This is a genomic window from Pseudomonas sp. zfem001 (assembly GCF_032621725.1).
GTDB classification, from domain to species: Bacteria; Pseudomonadota; Gammaproteobacteria; order Pseudomonadales; family Pseudomonadaceae; genus Aquipseudomonas; species Aquipseudomonas sediminis.
The window spans coordinates 1-17,115 of the sequence record NZ_JAVYJI010000010.1 but is presented as its reverse complement, the minus strand read 5'-3'; the positions used below and the strand labels follow the sequence as shown (position 1 = coordinate 17,115).

At 62.7% G+C, this 17,115-nt stretch carries 12 protein-coding genes; 5 read left to right on the top strand and 7 right to left on the bottom strand.

What is annotated here, in order from left to right:
• Window positions 1-17 precede the first annotated feature (17 nt).
• The 6 genes from RTH74_RS23770 to RTH74_RS23745 form a co-directional block, all read right to left on the bottom strand.
• The gene (locus RTH74_RS23770; protein WP_316916313.1) at window positions 18-1,979 is read right to left on the bottom strand and encodes a TonB-dependent receptor domain-containing protein; all 1,962 of its coding nucleotides are present in this window, start codon (window positions 1,977-1,979) and stop codon (window positions 18-20) included.
• A 167-nt stretch (window positions 1,980-2,146) separates the two neighbouring features.
• A complete protein-coding gene (locus RTH74_RS23765) occupies window positions 2,147-3,517 on the bottom strand; it encodes a PepSY domain-containing protein (RefSeq protein WP_316916287.1) in 1,371 nt (456 codons plus the stop codon).
• A 43-nt stretch (window positions 3,518-3,560) separates the two neighbouring features.
• A complete protein-coding gene (locus RTH74_RS23760; protein WP_420713179.1) occupies window positions 3,561-5,009 on the bottom strand; it encodes a hypothetical protein in 1,449 nt (482 codons plus the stop codon).
• Window positions 4,997-7,042: a TonB-dependent receptor gene (locus RTH74_RS23755; RefSeq protein WP_316916285.1), complete on the bottom strand. Its 2,046-nt coding sequence runs from the start codon at window positions 7,040-7,042 to the stop codon at window positions 4,997-4,999. The genes RTH74_RS23760 and RTH74_RS23755 overlap by 13 nt, the downstream gene beginning before the upstream one ends.
• A 119-nt stretch (window positions 7,043-7,161) precedes the next feature.
• Complete coding sequence (locus RTH74_RS23750) at window positions 7,162-7,548, bottom strand: DUF2946 domain-containing protein (RefSeq protein ID WP_316916284.1); 387 nt, start codon at window positions 7,546-7,548, stop codon at window positions 7,162-7,164.
• A 106-nt stretch (window positions 7,549-7,654) separates the two neighbouring features.
• Window positions 7,655-8,569 carry a LysR family transcriptional regulator gene (locus RTH74_RS23745; protein ID WP_316916283.1) on the bottom strand — a complete coding sequence of 305 codons (915 nt, stop codon included), beginning with the start codon at window positions 8,567-8,569 and terminating at the stop codon, window positions 7,655-7,657.
• Window positions 8,570-8,686: 117 nt separating this feature from the next.
• Here RTH74_RS23745 and RTH74_RS23740 point away from each other — a divergent pair, with 117 nt between their 5' ends.
• Together RTH74_RS23740 and RTH74_RS23735 are read left to right on the top strand one after the other, a co-directional pair.
• Window positions 8,687-9,703: a zinc-binding alcohol dehydrogenase family protein gene (locus tag RTH74_RS23740; protein WP_316916282.1), complete on the top strand. Its 1,017-nt coding sequence runs from the start codon at window positions 8,687-8,689 to the stop codon at window positions 9,701-9,703.
• Between the two features lie 260 nt (window positions 9,704-9,963).
• Window positions 9,964-10,146, top strand: coding sequence for a hypothetical protein (locus RTH74_RS23735; RefSeq protein WP_316916281.1), 183 nt, complete (start codon window positions 9,964-9,966; stop codon window positions 10,144-10,146).
• Between the two features lie 80 nt (window positions 10,147-10,226).
• On the opposite strand, the gene RTH74_RS23730 is transcribed toward RTH74_RS23735, so the two are convergent.
• Window positions 10,227-10,874 (bottom strand): TetR family transcriptional regulator, encoded by a 648-nt coding sequence (locus tag RTH74_RS23730; protein WP_316916280.1) that lies wholly within the window; start codon window positions 10,872-10,874, stop codon window positions 10,227-10,229.
• A gap of 179 nt (window positions 10,875-11,053) precedes the next feature.
• Here RTH74_RS23730 and RTH74_RS23725 point away from each other — a divergent pair, with 179 nt between their 5' ends.
• Genes RTH74_RS23725 through adeC form a run of 3 tightly spaced genes read left to right on the top strand, consistent with a single transcriptional unit; the run spans window position 11,054 to window position 16,790 of the window.
• The gene (locus RTH74_RS23725; RefSeq protein WP_179544015.1) at window positions 11,054-12,202 is read left to right on the top strand and encodes an efflux RND transporter periplasmic adaptor subunit; all 1,149 of its coding nucleotides are present in this window, start codon (window positions 11,054-11,056) and stop codon (window positions 12,200-12,202) included.
• Window positions 12,203-12,216: 14 nt separating this feature from the next.
• Window positions 12,217-15,360: an efflux RND transporter permease subunit gene (locus tag RTH74_RS23720; protein WP_316916279.1), complete on the top strand. Its 3,144-nt coding sequence runs from the start codon at window positions 12,217-12,219 to the stop codon at window positions 15,358-15,360.
• Window positions 15,357-16,790, top strand: coding sequence for an AdeC/AdeK/OprM family multidrug efflux complex outer membrane factor (adeC, locus tag RTH74_RS23715; protein ID WP_179572256.1), 1,434 nt, complete (start codon window positions 15,357-15,359; stop codon window positions 16,788-16,790). The genes RTH74_RS23720 and adeC overlap by 4 nt, the downstream gene beginning before the upstream one ends.
• The last annotated feature ends 325 nt before the right edge of the window (window positions 16,791-17,115 follow it).

The following is a 17,115-nucleotide window of genomic DNA, read 5'->3' as shown; positions in this document are numbered from 1 at the left end:
GTGGGAAAACGAAAACATCAGAAATCCAGGGTCAATCCGGCATACAGGGCGCGGCCATCACCGGGCGCATGCAGCGAATCCTGAGCACCGTCCGGGTCGTACCACACGTACTCGTAATAGCGGTTGGTGACGTTCTTCATCTGCACGTCCACGCTCACCGTCTCGCTGACACGATACTCCGCGCCAAGATTGAGCAAGGTGTAACCGCCATATTGGCCGGTGCTGTTGGTGCGCTCCAGATAGTAGTCGCTCTGACCATTGACCCAGGCGCTGAGCTTGAGCTTGTCAGTGGCCTGGTAATCGGCCCCTAGGGCGTAGAGATGATGCGGTACGTGGTCCATTTCCTTGCCCTTGCTGGCCGGCAGGTTGGGGCTCGCCTTGAGTATCTCGGAGAACTGCCGCGAGTAGGACAGCCAGATACGCGCCTGATCGTCCGGATACAGGTTGAGCTGCACATCGTAGCCACGGCGCAGGGTTTCGCCGACGTTCTCCGAGTCACCGACTGCATCATTGAGCTTGCGCTGCACTTCGTCGGTGGCGTGCTGCTCCCAGTACGCCACGCGGCCATCGAGCCAGACCACCGGGTTGAACTTGATACCGGTCTCCCAGCCTTCGTTGATCGAAGGCTTGAGGTCATCGGCCTGACCAGCCAGCTTGTAGGCGCCGGAGCCGACACCGACCTGGAAGGTGCGCCCCCAGTTGGCGTAGAAACTGGCTTCCTTCCAGGGGGAATAGACCAGGCTGAATTTCGGCTGGCGAATGTTGCCGTAGTCGTTGGCGCGGGCCCGCTCGCCAGTCAGTTCGTTGCGATAGTCCCCCTCGATCTGATCGACGCGGTAGGCAGGAATAAACTTGAGGCTCTCCCAAGGCTGAATAACGGCCTGCACATAGACTCCCTTGGTGGTGAGGTCGAAGGCCTGGTCGCGGATCTTCGCCGTACGCACCTGCTCAGTGGTGCGATAGCGCTCGCTGACCACCTCCTGACGCTGGATATCCGCCCCGCCTTCCAGGGCGAAGTCATATAGGCCTCGCACATCCGGCCGCCAGGTCAGGCTGCTGATGGCGCCATACTGGTCTTCGTTGTTGAAGCGCTCCTGCTGAGACGAGGTGATCCAGTATTTGGTCCAGCGGCGATCCTCAAAGCGGTTGAAGTAGACCTTGCTCGACCAGGCCAGATCCTCGGCGACATCAGTGTCCAGATGCAGGCTGAGCTGGTCCATGCTGCGCTCGCCTTCATCGAAGGCATTATTGGCGTAGGACTGGCGCGGATCGTCACGGGCATCGTCACGGGTCAGGTAGCCGGCCTCCTTGGCATCGGCCTCGTAATGCCGGGCAATCAGCCCGGCACGCCAGCCGGCATCGGCGGTGTAGAACCACTTGCCGGCGAAGCTCTGCCGTTCGGCGTCGGCGTGATCGCGATAGCCGCCGCTCTTTTGGTAAGCGACGAAGTAGTTCTGCGACCAGTTGCTCGTCTCGATGCCTTTGACCAGTTGCAGCTCCTGGGTATCGAAGCTGCCGCTGCGCATGCGCAGCTTGCCCTCGTTGCCGCCGACGCGGGTATTGATGCTGGCGTTGCCGGCGATGTTATGCAGGCCATAACGTGGATCGTTGGTGCCGCGCACCACCTCGATGTCCTCGATATCCAACGGGAAGACCATGTCGATGAACGGCATGTTGCCGTCATTGGTGTTGCTCGGGATGCCGTCGATCAACAGCTTCACGGCATTCACCTCGCCTTCGCCATTAAAGCCACGGAATGACAACTTGCCGGAGGTGGTGCCCTGGTTGAACTGGGTGAGCATCACGCCCGGCACACGGCTGAACAGCTCCCAGCCGTATTGCACGGGTTGTTTTTCCAGCACGTCGCTGCCGACGTAATCCACCGAACTGAGGATGTTGTGGCTCGACAGCGGGCCTTTTTCTTCACCAGTAACGGTTACTGTGCCCAATGCTAGTGTGCTGTCGGCCAGGGCTGGCATTGCCTGCAGAGCAAGCGCCCATAAAACGAACTGAGCAGTGCCGGCCAGCGGCTTGAAAGTGAATCGCATGTAACTGATTTCCAACGTGTCGCTCGGCATGACGAAGATGCAGCGCCGAGCCGAATGAGTTCTGGCCTGGCGGAGTAAAACCGCCAGGCATCCATAGGTCAGGCAGACGGGGTACTGGGCGCGAATTGCCGCCGCAACAGGCCAACCAGCGCGTCCAGCCCCCAGACCAGCAGTAGCGAAGCGCCGACCAGCGGGAAGATCACGCCGAGCACGATCATCACGCCGATGGCGGTCTTCCAGCGCGGCAGGTCGTGACGCAGCGGGGGTACTCCGAAGCGCCCGGCCGGGCGGCGTTTCCACCACAGCACCAGGCCACTGACGGAGCTGAAGATGATCAGCAGGCACACCGCCGCCATCAGCAACTGGTTGGCCAGGCCGAACAGCTTGCCTTCGTGCAGCATCACTCCGGTTTCCACGGTTTTCGCCACCGGGCCGTAGTCCTTCCAGCGCACGTCGGCGAGCACCGCGCCGCTGTATTGGTCGAAGTGCAGCGTGGCGTCGTTACGCGGGTCGTCAGCGAACAGAGCGACGGTGTAAACGCCCTGCTCGCCTTTCGGCAGGCTGATGCTGTAGCCGGGCTGGACACCGCGCTCGGCGGCGCTGTCGACCACATGCTGCAGCAGGCTGGCGGAGTTAGCTGCAGGTTGATGCCCGGCATGGCCTTGATGCGCGGCATGCGGGTCGGAAGCCGGCAACGGCGTGACTTCCACCGCCCAGGCCACGGTCTGCTGACTGCTGCTATTGAGGCTGCCGGTCAATTGCCCGGATTTGGACACGTCATCCCACATGGCGGCGGGAAAGTGATTCCAAGCACCGGCGAACTGCGCACCCCAGTATCCCGTCCAGGTCATGCCGGTGAGCAGCATGAACAGCAGCAGTGCGCTGCCCCAGAAGCCGGTCACCGCATGCAGGTCGCGCCACCACAGGCGGCCACGCGCGCTCAGGCGTGGCCACAGCACACCCGCCCCGCCGCTGCCGCGCGGCCACCACAGATACAGGCCGGATACCACCAAGACGATGCCCCAGCCCGCGGCCAGTTCGATCAGCCGGTCACCAACGGTGCCGATCAGCAGATCACCGTGCAACTTGCGCACTACCGCCTGCAGATTCCACAGCGCATCCTGGGTACCGAGCAGGCTGCCGCTGTAAGGATCGACGAACAGGTTCAGCTCCTGGCCGTCCTGATTGATCACGAACTGCGCGCTGCGATCCTGCGCAGCGGGCGGCAGGTACTTGCTGACCGCTGCCTGCGGGTAAGCTTCGCGAACGATGGCCAGTTGTTGATCGGCACTCAGGCGCTGCTCGGCGACCGGTACCTGCATCAGGTCGGCGTACATCCAGGCGTCGAGCTGCGGCTTGAACAGGTAGATAATCCCGGTGATCGACAGCAGGATCATGAACGGGATGACGAACAGCCCGGCATAGAAGTGCCAGCGCCAAGCCAGGTTGTAGAACGAAACTTTATTCATAGTCGGCTCCAGGCACAGCCACACAGGCCGTAGTAGAGAGATTTCATCGGTGCTGTCCTCGACGTAGCAGGCTCAGGCCCACCAGCGCCAACAGCACATGCGCTAATGCGACGATGCCCAGCAGCAGGTGCTTGTAGCCATTGCCCAGGCCTGCGAGAAATTCCCACTTGTGCAGGTAGGCAAAGGTCCAGCCTTCCGTGCGGTCAGCATCCTGCACGCGGCTGGCCAGGGCACCGTCCAGCGGGTCGATAAACAGTGCGGTGTTGTGCGCATCGGCATAGCTGGCCTTGAACACCGGCAGGCGCTTGAAGACGAAGCCGTATTCGTGGTCAAAGCTGTGCTGCAGCGTGAGCGTCTGCGCCTCACCCAACCCCAGAGACTTGGCGTAATGATCGAGACGCTGCTGGGCATAACGACGTGGCGTGTCATTGCTCAGTTCACGGCCCTGAACATCCAGGTAATGCAGACTGGGCATGCTGGCGAACTGCTGCCCCTGGGCGCGCCAGATCGGCTTGCCGTCGAGTTCAAGCAGGCTGAGCATGTACAGCTCTTCACCGGCCAGCAGCCAGTCGGCCGCCGGTGCCGTATCCAACTCGGCCACGTTAAAGCTCGGCACAAAGGGCGCTGGCCAGGGCTGCGCACCTTGCTTGTGCAACAGGTGCCAGGCACCGCTGCTGGCAAAGCTCAACGTCGCTAAAGCGAGCCCCAGCCCCCACCAGCCATGCAGCCGCCGGTTGAAGGTACGGGCACGCCGACGGGCGATAAACAGCGCCACACCAAACAGCGTCGCCGAGACAATCGAGGCCAGCAGTACCAGCATCAGCACCGGCCGCAACGGGCCCGCCGCATCCAGCCAGCGAAAGCTGTGCATCGTCTGGAAGAACGCGCTGAACCAAGCCTTGCGCTGATCCACCAGGGTGCCGAGGCGGTCATGGAACAGGTCGACATACAGGCGTAACTGGTCATCACGCTGGGTGTCGACCCGCGCCACCGGCAGCAGGCGGTTGATAAAGGCGTATTCACTGGTAAAGCGCTCGATGCTGCCGGCATAGGCCAGCGGCTCGTCGCGGCCCAGGTAGTGCCGCGCCAGGCTTTCGGCATGAGCGCCGGCCAGCTCGACTTCCTGACCACTGCGTGCATGCCAGTAACGCGGCTGTAGTTCGCCAGCCAGACGCACCTGGTAATACGGCTCACCGGCCAGCACCAACAGACGCAAGCCCTGCACCTGGGCAACTCCCGCCGCGCCGAGCACCTGCGCGGGACTGCGCAGGTTATCCAGCGGCAACACCTGCTGCGGTATGGCCATGGTTTGCGGACGCGGCTGCAGGTAGCCCATCAGCGGGTGCAGCATGCCGCTGCCCGCCCAGCTGAAGATGCCCAGGCAGGCCAGCAGCGCCAGGCGCTTGTGCCACGGCATCAACCGCAGCAGGCGCTGGCGCCAGGTCAGGCGCGGCAGCTGTTGTGCTTGCAGGGCCGCCGTCAAAGCTTCCACTCCAGGCCGACATATAGGCTCCGGCCATCGCCCGGCATGAACAGCGCAGCATCCTGGCCATTGGCATTGGCGACGACGCCGGTGGTCGCGATGTAGGTCTTATCCGAGAGGTTGCGCCCTTCGACGAAGAAGCCCAGCCCCTCACGCGGGCGGTAACCGCCCTTCATGCCCCAAATGGCATAGGACTCGGCATACAACGACTCGGCATGGTCGGCTGCGTAGTGCACCGGCACCCATTCCAGGGTCGGGCCGACATACCAGCCGCCCTGCTGCCAGAGCACCTCCCCCTTGAGGAACTGACTCGGTACGCCGGCAATACGGTTGTTCCCGTAGGCGGGATCGTTGTCGAAGCGGAAATCGTTGAGTAGGTACTGCCCACGCAGGACCAGATTGCCCACCTGCCAGGCACCGCCAAGTTCGATGCCCTGGTGCACGGTGCGATCGGCGTTGGTGGTGACCACCTGAGTCGGGTTGAGCGGATTGACATAACCCAGCAGCTCATCGCGGATCTCGCTGCGGTAGACCGCCAGGTCCAGATCCAGATTACCGCGCGTGATGCGCATACCGGCTTCAAGCGTGGTGGCTTTCTGAGCCTCGTTCTCGGTGACGATCGCGCCGCCTGTCAGCTCGCTGAAGGTTGGCGGCTCGTAGCTCTGGCTGAGATTGGTGAAAAACTGCACACCTTCGCCTAGGTCATGGCGTAGGCCTATCCGGCCGATCCGCGCGCTGTAGCTTTTGGTGAAGGAGTCATCGCGAAAGCCGGTGGGGATGCCGACGAAGTTGAAGCTGCTTTTTAGCTTGTCATCGACATCGCGCTCGCTGTGCAGCCAGGTCAGGCCACCAATCAGTGCCCAGTCCTCGGCCAGCGGGACTTCCAGCTCGGTGAAAGCGTTGAGACTGCGCGCGGTCTGAACCTGGCGGTCTACCAGATTGCCGCGCTTGCCCGAGACGTTGATGTAGTTCTTCGCCTGGTTGCGTCCCTGCAGTGCCTCGACACCACCGTTCCAGCGCCAGCCATCCGCGTTCTGCCATTTGTGGGTCAGGCGCACGCCGACATCTTCACTATCGACTTCCAGCACCTGAAAGATCGGGTGCCACAGTGATTTCTCGCTGTAGAAGCTCGACAGTTCCAGGCTATGGCCACCGTCCAGTTGCAGGGTGGTGATATTTCCGATGCGGTTGAGGGTGAAGTCGCGCTTGTTATCGCCGGTCACTGTGCTCAGCGCAGCCTGCTCAGGGTTACGCCGTAGCTGCGCTTTGGTCAGGCTGCCGGGGATTTCCGAATCGGTTTCCACGTGGCTGATATAGAAGCGGGTCGCCAAGCGTTCGTTTATGCGTCCGCCGATATTGGCGAAATAGCGCTGGTTTTCTTGGCGCGAGTGGTCGCGGAAACCGTCCTGGGAATAATCGGAAAAACTCAGGTAGGCATCCCAATCACCATAGTCTTCAGCTACCGCGCCGAAGATGCGCTGGTAGTCGAAGCTACCGGCCTCGGTGCGCAGCTGCACCTTGGGCGCGGTCTTGCCGGTGGGCGTGACGAAGTTGATCGCCCCGCCCAGGTTGGCAGCGCCATAGCGCCAGGCGTTGGCGCCGCGCATGACCTCAATATGGTCCAGAGCAATCGGTTCGATGGATTGAAAGTCACCACTGCCATCCGCCAGGTTCAGTGGCGCGCCGTCCTGCATCAGCAGGATGCCGCGCTGGTGGAAGGTACGCTGCAGGCCCGAACCGCGGATCGACAGACGTGATTCCTCGGCGCCGGAGCGCGACTGGATATACACCCCGGTGGCCTGACCCAGGGCATCCTGTGGAGAGCTGGCGCGCCCGGTCTTGTAGGTTTCGGCATCGACGATGCTGGCCCCGCCCGGAATGCGCGCGAACTCTGCACGCTTCTCGGCGATGCTCGGCGCAGTGGCGTCGCCCTGCTGGCGGCCAACAACGGTGCTGTCTTCCAGTTCGATTTGTGCAGCAAAGGCGGAGCTTGCCCCACTGACGGCGACGGCCAGCAGGCTGAATACAAATAGTGAACGCATGGACTTCCCCAAATCCGGCTGTCGGGTGCGTGCTATAGATCAGCCATGGACGCACCGACGAGCGCAGTTTTTATCTGACGAACAATTACGTGCGCGGCCTCAGTGCCGCGTGAGTGAGGTCAGACAGATACGGGGGAAGCGCGGGGGTTGGCCGAGGGCCATAAATAGCGGACAGTTCGCGGGACGAACTGCAAGACAGGGGTGGGGGCACGACTGGGAGCCAGCAAACCCAGCAGCCCGAAGAACGCTGCCAGGATGATGGCGCTGAACAGGCTGGCCAAGGCGCAGTTGGCGCCAGTGGCCGGGTTCGGTGCGACGATGCCGGAGCCGTCGAGGTCGGCGCCCGCGCCGAAGTTGCCATCGAACGAGCAGTACTGGCCGTCCAGACCGCTGAGTTGCATACCGGCCATCTGACCGTGACTGATCGCGCAGACGAACGCACTGAACAGAATGCTGAAGTACAGCACCCATGCGGTCAGTGAGCGGTCTTTGCGGGCCAGTTTCATGGGGCGCGACTCTAAACAGAGGATGGCAGCGCGACACTGCGGTGCGTTGCCGCAGGCGTTTGGTGCAGGAGTCTAGCAGAGGCTCCTGTCTTTATCGCGGTAAGTGCTAACGCCACGGCGCAGCGTCCAGCAAACGCTGGCAGCGCAGTTGCACGAATTCGCGCAGCAGGTGCACCGCCTTGCTCAGCTGGGCACGGTGCGCACAGACCAGGTACAAAGGCGTCGGCTCGCCCAACCAGTTCGGCAACAACACCTGCAGTCGCCCTTCGTGCACATCTTCGGCGACATCCAGCCAGGACTTGTACACCACGCCCTGCCCGGCCACGGCCCAGCGCCGAGTGACATCGGCATCGTCGCAAATCCGGTCACCCGCAACGTTCACCATTACCTCACGTTTGCCATCCTGAAAGCGCCAACGATCATGCGCACGGCCATGCAGCATATAAAGCAGGCAGTTGTGCTGCTGCAGGTCCTCCACGCTCTGCGGTGAACCATGCCGGGCGAGATAGGACGGCGAGGCACAGAGTACTCGGCGATTGTCCGGTGCCACCGGCAGCGCCACCAGACTGGAGTCCTCCGGTGCGCCGTAGCGCAGGGCGATGTCTACAGGCTCACGAAACAGATCGGTCACCCGGTCTGCCAGCAGCAGACGCAGCTGCAACTGCGGATGCTCGCTCTGGAACTCGTCGAGCCAGGGCAACAATGTATTGCGCCCCAGATCCGACGGCGCCGACAACTGCAGCACACCGCAAATCCCCTCCTGGCTGCCGACCAGTTGCTGGCGCCCTTCCTCCAGGCTCTGCAGCGCCAGCCGGGCATGCACCAGATACAACTCGCCCTCGGGCGTCAGACGCAGGCTGCGCGTCGAGCGCGCGAGCAGGCGCACCTGCAATTGCTGCTCCAGACGTTTGAGGGCGGCGCTGGCCACGGCTGGCGACACATCCAGCAGCCGAGCCGCAGCGGAAAGGCTGCCGGTTTCGGCAGTACGCACGAAGAGTTGCAGATCGTCGAAGCGCAGCATGGCTGTTCACTTTCAAAATAATGATGAAAGAGACTCTATCTCCAGCCACTTTTTTCAACCAGAAGAACCGATGAACATGGGCACCATCATCTGCCCCCCATGAATCGGAGCTACGCCATGAAAGCCGTCGCCTACTACCAGTCCCTCCCTGCCGACCACCCTGAAGCCCTGCAGGACGTACAACTGGACGCCCCAACACCGGGACCGCACGACCTGCAGGTCGAGGTACGGGCCATCTCGGTCAACCCGGTCGACACCAAGATCCGCCAAGGCGTCGCCCCCGAAAATGGTGCTGCCAAGGTGCTCGGCTGGGATGCAACCGGCGTCGTCAAAGCCGTGGGCAGCGAGGTCAGCCTGTTCCAGCCCGGTGACCGAGTGTTCTATGCCGGCGCCATCGACCGTGCCGGTGCCAACAGCGAACTGCACCTGGTCGATGAGCGCATCGTTGGCCATATGCCGAGCAGCCTGTCTTTCGCCGAAGCTGCAGCCCTGCCACTGACTGCCATCACTGCCTGGGAACTGCTGTTCGAGCGCCTGCAAGTCGCCGAGGGCTCGGTAGACCAGGGCCAGAGCCTGCTGATCGTTGGTGCCGCTGGCGGCGTCGGTTCGATCCTCACCCAGCTGGCGCGCCGCCTGACTGGCCTGACCGTGATCGGCACCGCATCGCGTCCGGAAACTCAGGCCTGGGTGCGTGAGCTGGGCGCGCACCATGTGATCGATCACAGCAAACCGCTGAGCGAGGAGCTGGCGCGCATTGGTATCGGCCAGGTCACCCACGTCGCCAGTCTGACCCAGACCGACCAGCACTACACGCAGCTGGTCGAATCCCTTGAGCCGCAGGGACGCCTGGCACTGATCGACGACCCGCTGCAACCGCTGGACGTGATGCAACTCAAGCGCAAGAGCCTGTCGCTGCATTGGGAGTTGATGTTCACCCGTTCGCTGTACCAGACCGAAGACATGATCGAACAGCATCGCTTGCTGGACCGGGTATCCGATCTGGTCGACAGCGGCGTGCTCAAGACCACCCTCGGTGAGCATTTCAGCACCATCAATGCCGCCAACCTGCGTCGCGCTCATGCGCTGCTGGAAAGTGGCAAGGCCAAGGGCAAGATCGTACTCGAAGGGTTCTGAGGCGCGATGGTGTAGTGGGCTGAAGCGGATCGCCGCCCGGCCCACCCGACAAACCACGGCACGTCCTTAAGGTGGGCGTAGGGTGGGCTTCAGCCCACCACCTCTTGCATCCCGCGTCTGCCATCACGCTGCTTATCACAAAGCGTTCTTAACGCTGGTCGGCCCTTTGACCCACGTCAGAATAAGGTCATGTGAGCGGACTATCCTGACTATCCCCAAGTAGCGCCGACGACTCGTCACAGCTCAAGGAGGTGGTCAGCATGAAGATTGTCGTCCAACCGCAGAATCAGGATGGCGAATGCCTGTGGCAGGTGCGCCTGGATCAGCATTGCGTGAGTTTTCGCAGCGAAGAAGAGGCGCACCAGTTCGTTGCCAAGCTCGAAGCGCGGCTGCGCGCGCCGCATAACCTTCCCGACTGGCCCGTGCAGCGTCAGGCGAGCTGAACCTCAGCCCTGATTGCAATGACGTAGGGTGTGCTGTGCGCACCGAAAAAAGGGCTAGCCCTCGGTGCGCACGGCGCACCCTACCTCGCCAGGCCGCCCGTCATCAGGCGTAACGCCGGGCTGTGCAGCATGTCCAGCACGGTATCGACCAGCGCAGGCGCCTGCTGCGCCAGGTCGAAGTTGGGTACCAGCAACCAGTTGGACTCGATACCTTCCATATAGGCATGCAGACATACGGCAGCGCGTGCGCAGTCCAGGTCGCTCGGCAGTTGGTTCTTGTTGACCGCATTGCTCAGCGCCTTGGCGATGCGCTGATCGCACTCCAGGCTCAGCGCCTGCATGCGCTCGCGCAGACCGAGCAGCTCACCGGTGTATTCGCATTTGTAGCGCAGGATGTCGTGGGTGCGGTGAGTCTGTGGCTCACAGGCCAGCCGTGTCAGCGCCGTGATCAGCAATTCACGCATGCAGCCCAGCGGGTCGGGCTCGTCCTCGCTCTCGCTGGCACGCGCCAGCTCCTCGAGCGGCAGGCGCAGGCGTTCGAGCATCGCCTGAAACAGGTCGATCTTGTTCTCGAAATGCCAATAGATGGCGCCGCGACTGACTCCGGCCTCTTTCGCTACTTCGGCCAGCGACGCACGGGAAACGCCCTGGGCATGGAACACCCGCTCAGCGGCATCGAGTATCTGCACCCGTGTCGCCTGCGCTTCCTCTTTGGTTCTTCTGGCCATTTGTCACCTACTTTTGCCTTGCAGTAATCCTTCGGTAAGGAAGGACGGGCGAGAGTATGCAGGCAGCTTTAGGCATTTACAAACATTCACGTACGTAAGTATATTCCTCCATCGATTTTTTCCCCTGCCTTCGTACCCTTCGCCCCTTGGGCCATGATTCGATAAAACGAGGTTCTCAGATGCACTCGAAGCCAGCCTTCGCTGTCTTGGTTTCCGCCATCGCCGTGGCAATGCTCAGTCTCACCGGCTGCCAGGAATCCAGCGCCCCCCAGACCCAGCAAACGCCGCAAGTCGGAGTGATTACGCTCGAGGCCAAACCCTTCACGCTGACCAGTGAAGTGCCAGGTCGTACCAGCGCCTATCGCATCGCCGAGGTACGCCCTCAGGTCAACGGCATCATTCAGAAGCGCCTGTTCACCGAAGGCAGTGAGGTCAAGGCAGGCCAGCAGCTTTACCAGATCGACCCGGCCACCTACGAAGCCGCGTTCAAGAGCGCGCAGGCCACTCAGCTTTCCACCAAGTCCCTGGCTGATCGCTACAAGCTGCTGGTCGCCGACAAGGCCGTCAGCCAGCAGGCCTATGACGAGGCACGTGCTGCCGGTCTACAGGCCGATGCCGCACTGGAACAGGCGCGCATCGACCTGCGCTACACCAAGGTGATGGCGCCGATCAGCGGTCGCATCGGCCGCTCCGCAGTGACCGAAGGTGCACTGGTCAGCAACGGTCAAGCCAACGCCATGGCCACCATCCAGCAACTCGACCCGATCTACGTCGACGTCACCCAGTCGAGCAAGGAGTTGCTGCGTCTACGCCGTGACATGGCCGAAGGCCGCTTGCAGAAGGCCAGCGACAGCGCCGCCAAGGTCGCGCTGAAACTGGAAGACGGCAGCCGTTACGCCCATGAAGGCACCCTGGAATTCTCCGAGGTGGCAGTGGACGAAAGCACCGGTTCGGTGACCCTGCGCGCCGTGTTCCCCAACCCGGACCATCTGCTGCTGCCGGGCATGTTCGTGCATGCCGAGCTGCTCTCCGGGGTCAGGCAGAACGCCATTCTCGCCCCGCAGCAGGGCGTGACCCGCAACCAGCGCGGCGAGCCGACGGCGATGGTGGTGGGTGCTGACAACAAGGTCGAGCTGCGCGTGCTCAAGGCCGACCGCACCGCTGGCAGCGCCTGGCTGGTCGAGGAAGGCCTGAACGAAGGCGACCGTCTGATCACCGAAGGCCTGCAGTTCGTGCAGCCCGGCGCCGAGGTCAAGGCCGTGCCGGCCGGCAACGTCAAGACCGAACAGCCTGCCCAAGACGCCGAACAAGCCAGCGGCCAGGACTAACGGAGAAGTACTGAATGTCCAGATTCTTTATCGACCGGCCGATCTTCGCCTGGGTGATCGCCCTGGTGATCATGCTGGCGGGTGGCCTGTCCATCCTCAAGCTGCCGATCAACCAGTATCCGAGCATCGCGCCGCCCGCCGTTGCCATTCAGGTTTCCTACCCGGGCGCCTCGGCGCAGACGGTGCAGGACACCGTAGTGCAGGTGATCGAGCAGCAGCTCAACGGTATCGACGGCCTGCGCTATGTCAGCTCGTCGAGTAACTCCGACGGCAGCATGGAGATCATCGTTACCTTCGAACAGGGGGTGAACCCGGATATTGCCCAGGTTCAGGTGCAGAACAAGCTGCAGCTGGCCACCCCACTGTTGCCACAGGAAGTCCAGCAACAGGGCATCCGCGTCACCAAGTCGGTGCGCAACTTCCTGATGGTCATCGGTGTGGTGTCGAAAGACGGCAGCATGACCCGTGAGGACCTGTCCGACTACATCGTTTCCAACCTGCAGGACCCGATTTCGCGGACCAAAGGCGTCGGCGACTTCCAGGTGTTCGGTGCGCAGTACGCCATGCGCATCTGGCTCGACCCGGCCAAGCTCAACAGCTTCCAGCTGACCCCGGTTGACGTGCGCAGCGCCATCCAGGCGCAGAACGTGCAGATCTCCTCCGGCCAGTTCGGCGGCCTGCCAGCCTCGCCGGGCAACCAGCTCAACGCCACCATCATCGGCAAGACGCGCCTGCAGACTCCGGAAGAATTCCGCAAGATCCTGCTCAAGGTGCAGGCCGATGGCTCCCAGGTGCGCCTGGGTGATATCGCCAAGGTCGAGCTGGGTGGTGAGAACTACGCCATCAACGCGCAGTTCAACGGTCTGCCGGCCTCCGGTCTGGCGGTTCGTCTGGCCACTGGGGCCAACGCCCTGGACACCGCCAAGGCGGTGCGTGAAACCATCTCCAATCTCGAGCCATTCTTCCCGGCCGGCATGGAAGTGGTCTTCCCCTACGACACCACACCGGTGATCTCGGCCTCCATCGAAGGGGTGGTGCACACCCTGTTCGAGGCCATCGTGCTGGTGTTCCTGGTGATGTTCCTGTTCCTGCAGAACCTGCGCGCCACCATCATCCCGACCATGGCGGTGCCGGTGGTACTGCTGGGTACATTCGGCATACTTGCCGCGTTCGGTTTTTCCATCAACACCCTGACCATGTTCGCCATGGTTCTGGCCATCGGCCTGCTGGTGGACGACGCCATCGTCGTGGTGGAGAACGTCGAGCGGGTGATGCGCGAGGATGGCCTGTCGCCCAAGGAGGCGACCAAGAAATCCATGGGCCAGATCCAGGGCGCGCTGGTGGGCATCGGCCTGGTGCTCTCGGCGGTGTTCCTGCCAATGGCCTTCTTCGGCGGTTCCACCGGGGTGATCTACCGGCAGTTCTCCATCACCATCGTCTCGGCCATGGCCCTGTCGGTGCTGGTGGCACTGGTCTTCACCCCGGCGCTGTGCGCTACCCTGCTCAAGCCTATCGACAGTGACCACCACGAAGCCAAACGCGGCTTCTTCGGCTGGTTCAACCGCACCTTCGAGCGCGGCAGCAATGCCTATCAGCGCGGCGTTGCGGGCATGATCAAGCGCAAGGCGCCGTACCTGCTGCTGTACTTGGTGATCGTCATCATCATGGCGTGGATGTTCACCCGCATTCCCACCGCGTTCCTGCCTGAAGAAGATCAGGGAGTATTGTTCGCCCAGGTGCAGACGCCGTCCGGCTCCAGTGCCGAGCGTACCCAGGTGGTGGTCGACGAAATGCGCCAGTACCTGCTGGAAGACCAAGCGAGCACAGTCCAATCGGTGTTCACCGTCACCGGCTTCAACTTCGCCGGCCGCGGCCAGAGCTCCGGTATGGCCTTCATCATGCTCAAGCCGTGGGGCGAACGTCCGGGCGAGGAGAATGGCGTAGCCGCATTGGCGCAACGTGCGCAGATGCACTTCTTCAGCTTCCGTGATGCGATGGTGTTCGCCTTCGCCCCGCCGGCAGTAATGGAGATGGGTAACGCCACCGGCTTCAACTTCTTCCTGCAGGACCAGGCGGGCGTCGGCCACCAGGTGATGAACGAGGCGCGTGACAAGTTCCTCAAACTGGCCAACGAGCATCCAGTGCTCGACAGCGTACGTGCCAACGGCCTGCGTGACGAAGCGCAGTATCAGTTGCTGATCGATGACGAGCGTGCCCGTGCCCTCGGCCTGTCGCTGGCGGACATCAACAGCACCCTGTCGATTGCCTGGGGCGCCAGTTACGTCAACGACTTCATCGACCGTGGTCGTGTGAAGAAGGTCTACCTGCAAGGCGTGTCCGACGCACGCATGAGCCCGGAAGACCTGAACAAGTGGTACGTGCGCAACGACCAGGGCCGAATGGTGCCGTTCAGTGCCTTCGCCAGCGGTGAATGGACTTACGGTGCACCGAAGCTGGCGCGCTACAATGGCGTGTCGGCGGTGGAAATCCTCGGCGCCCCGGCGCCCGGCTACAGCACCGGTGATGCCATGGCCGCGGTCGAGGAAATCGCCTCGCAGTTGCCACAGGGCGTTGGCTACTCCTGGACCGGTCTGTCCTACGAGGAGCGCCTGGCAGGCTCGCAGACCACTGCACTGTTCGTGATCTCCGCCATCGTTGTGTTCCTGTGCCTGGCAGCGCTGTACGAGAGCTGGTCGATCCCGTTCTCGGTGATGCTGGTGGTGCCGCTGGGGATCATCGGTGCCTTGCTGTTCACCGAACTGCGCGGGCTGTCCAACGACGTGTTCTTCAAGGTCGGCCTGCTCACCACCATCGGTCTGTCGGCGCGTAACGCGATCCTTATCGTCGAGTTCGCCAAAGCCCAATACGAGCAGGGCATGACCTTCGCTGAAGCCGCCATCGAAGCCTGCCGCATGCGTCTGCGCCCGATCATCATGACCTCGCTGGCGTTCATCCTCGGCTGTCTGCCGCTGGCCATCGCCAGTGGTGCCGGCGCGGGCAGCAAGCACGCCATCGGCACCGGGGTGATCGGCGGCATGCTCAGCGCGATGATCCTGGCGATCTTCTGGATTCCGCTGTTCTACGTAGTGGTCTGCTCGATTTTCGAGAAGAAGCGCCCCGAGCCGACCAGTGAAAAAGAGAAGGAGGTACTGCAATGAGGCAGTCCCTGTTGTCCCTGGCCGTAGCCGCCGCTCTGCTCAGCGGCTGCAGCCTGATTCCCGACTATGAACGCCCTGACGCTCCGGTGGCCGCAGACTGGCCGCAAGGCGAAGCCTATGGCAGCGCCGCCAGCGAAGGCAGCCGTGCAGCGGCTGACCTGCAATGGCGCGAGTTCTTCCGCGACCCGGCGCTGCAGCAACTGGTGCAGGTAGCGCTGGAAAACAACCGCGACCTGCGCGTCGCCGCGCTGAACGTCGAGGCCTACCGCGCGCTGTATCGCATCCAGCGCGCCGACCTGCTGCCTTCGGTCTCCGCCGATGGTGCCGGCACTCGCCAGCGCCTGCCGGCCGACCTGAGCCAGACCGGTGAAGCCCGCACCAGCGGCCAGTACAGCGCGACCCTGGGCGTCAATGCCTGGGAGCTGGACTTCTTCGGCCGTATCCGCAGCCTCAGCGAGCAGGCCCTGCAGCAATACCTGGCCACCGAACAGGCCGCGCGCAGCACGCAGATCAGCCTGGTCGCCAGCGTCGCCAACGCCTACCTGCAATGGCAGGCGGATCAGGCGCTGCTGCAACTGACCCAGGACACCCTGAAGACCTTCGAAGAAAGCTACCAGCTGACCCAGCGCAGCTTCGATGTCGGCGTCGCCGATGCCCTAGCCCTGAGCCAGGCACGCAGCTCGGTGGACAGCGCACGCGTCAGCCTGGCGCAGTACCAGCGCCTGGTCGCTCAGGATCGCAACGCCCTGACCCAACTGCTCGGCAGCGGCCTGCCGGCCGACCTGCCGCAAGGTCTGGCATTGAACGCCGAACTGCTGGAGCAGGTACCAGCCGGTCTGCCCGCCGACCTGCTGCAGCGTCGCCCTGACCTGCTGCAGGCCGAGTACCAGCTCAAGGCCGCCAACGCCAATATTGGCGCGGCGCGTGCGGCGTTCTTCCCCAGCATCAGCCTGACCGCCAATGCCGGCACCGCCAGCAGCCAGTTGTCCGGTCTGTTCGACAGCGGCTCGGGTACCTGGCTGTTCCAGCCGCAGATCAGCCTGCCGATCTTCAACGCCGGCCGTCTGCGCGCCAACCTCGACTACGCCGAGTTGCAGAGCGATATCCAGGTCGCGCAGTACGAGAAAGCCATCCAGGTGGCCTTCCAGGAAGTCGCTGACCGCCTGGCTGCGCGCACCACCTACCGCCAGCAACTGGACGCCCAGCGCGCCCTGCTGGAAACCACCGAGACCTATTACGACCTGGCCGAACGCCGTTACCGCACCGGCGTGGACAGCTACCTGACCCTGCTCGACGCCCAGCGTCAGCTATTCAGCGTGCGCCAGCAACTGATCGCCGACCGCCTGGCCCAGCTCAGCAGTGAAGTGGAGCTGTACAAGGCCCTGGGTGGTGGCTGGAGCAATACGGGGAACAACGCCCCACAAGGTTGACCGCGCGTAACCCGCTTCAAGGACGACCTTATCCAACGCGCCGCCCCCGCAGTCTTTGCGGGGGCGTTTTTTTAGTTTCTACGCACAGATTGGGGAAAGTGCGGGTTGATACCGGACTGGCAAGTTTGTGTGCGTATCGCTTACTGACTTGGCAATATCCGTTACCGAGTCCACTGAGCGTTTTGATTGCGCCCCTTACGGGCGCCACACCTTTCTTGCTTGCCCAAGAAAGGTGTGCCAAAGAAGGGCACCCCGACATTCGGGTTTCGCTACGCGAAACTTCCCTCGCTCCGGCGCTGCTCCGGGGGCCGGCTTACAAGGGCCA

What these genes read in the sequence shown, in the direction of transcription:
- RTH74_RS23765 (WP_316916287.1), bottom strand. Translation starts at nt 3,517, where the DNA reads ATGAATAAAGTTTCGTTCTACAACCTGGCTTGGCGCTGGCACTTCTAT.
- RTH74_RS23770 (WP_316916313.1), bottom strand. Translation starts at nt 1,979, where the DNA reads ATGCCAGCCCTGGCCGACAGCACACTAGCATTGGGCACAGTAACCGTT.
- RTH74_RS23740 (WP_316916282.1), top strand. Translation starts at nt 8,687, where the DNA reads ATGAAAGCCGTCGCCTACTACCAGTCCCTCCCTGCCGACCACCCTGAA.
- RTH74_RS23755 (WP_316916285.1), bottom strand. Translation starts at nt 7,042, where the DNA reads ATGCGTTCACTATTTGTATTCAGCCTGCTGGCCGTCGCCGTCAGTGGG.
- adeC (WP_179572256.1), top strand. Translation starts at nt 15,357, where the DNA reads ATGAGGCAGTCCCTGTTGTCCCTGGCCGTAGCCGCCGCTCTGCTCAGC.
- RTH74_RS23720 (WP_316916279.1), top strand. Translation starts at nt 12,217, where the DNA reads ATGTCCAGATTCTTTATCGACCGGCCGATCTTCGCCTGGGTGATCGCC.
- RTH74_RS23725 (WP_179544015.1), top strand. Translation starts at nt 11,054, where the DNA reads ATGCACTCGAAGCCAGCCTTCGCTGTCTTGGTTTCCGCCATCGCCGTG.
- RTH74_RS23730 (WP_316916280.1), bottom strand. Translation starts at nt 10,874, where the DNA reads ATGGCCAGAAGAACCAAAGAGGAAGCGCAGGCGACACGGGTGCAGATA.
- RTH74_RS23735 (WP_316916281.1), top strand. Translation starts at nt 9,964, where the DNA reads ATGAAGATTGTCGTCCAACCGCAGAATCAGGATGGCGAATGCCTGTGG.
- RTH74_RS23745 (WP_316916283.1), bottom strand. Translation starts at nt 8,569, where the DNA reads ATGCTGCGCTTCGACGATCTGCAACTCTTCGTGCGTACTGCCGAAACC.
- RTH74_RS23750 (WP_316916284.1), bottom strand. Translation starts at nt 7,548, where the DNA reads ATGAAACTGGCCCGCAAAGACCGCTCACTGACCGCATGGGTGCTGTAC.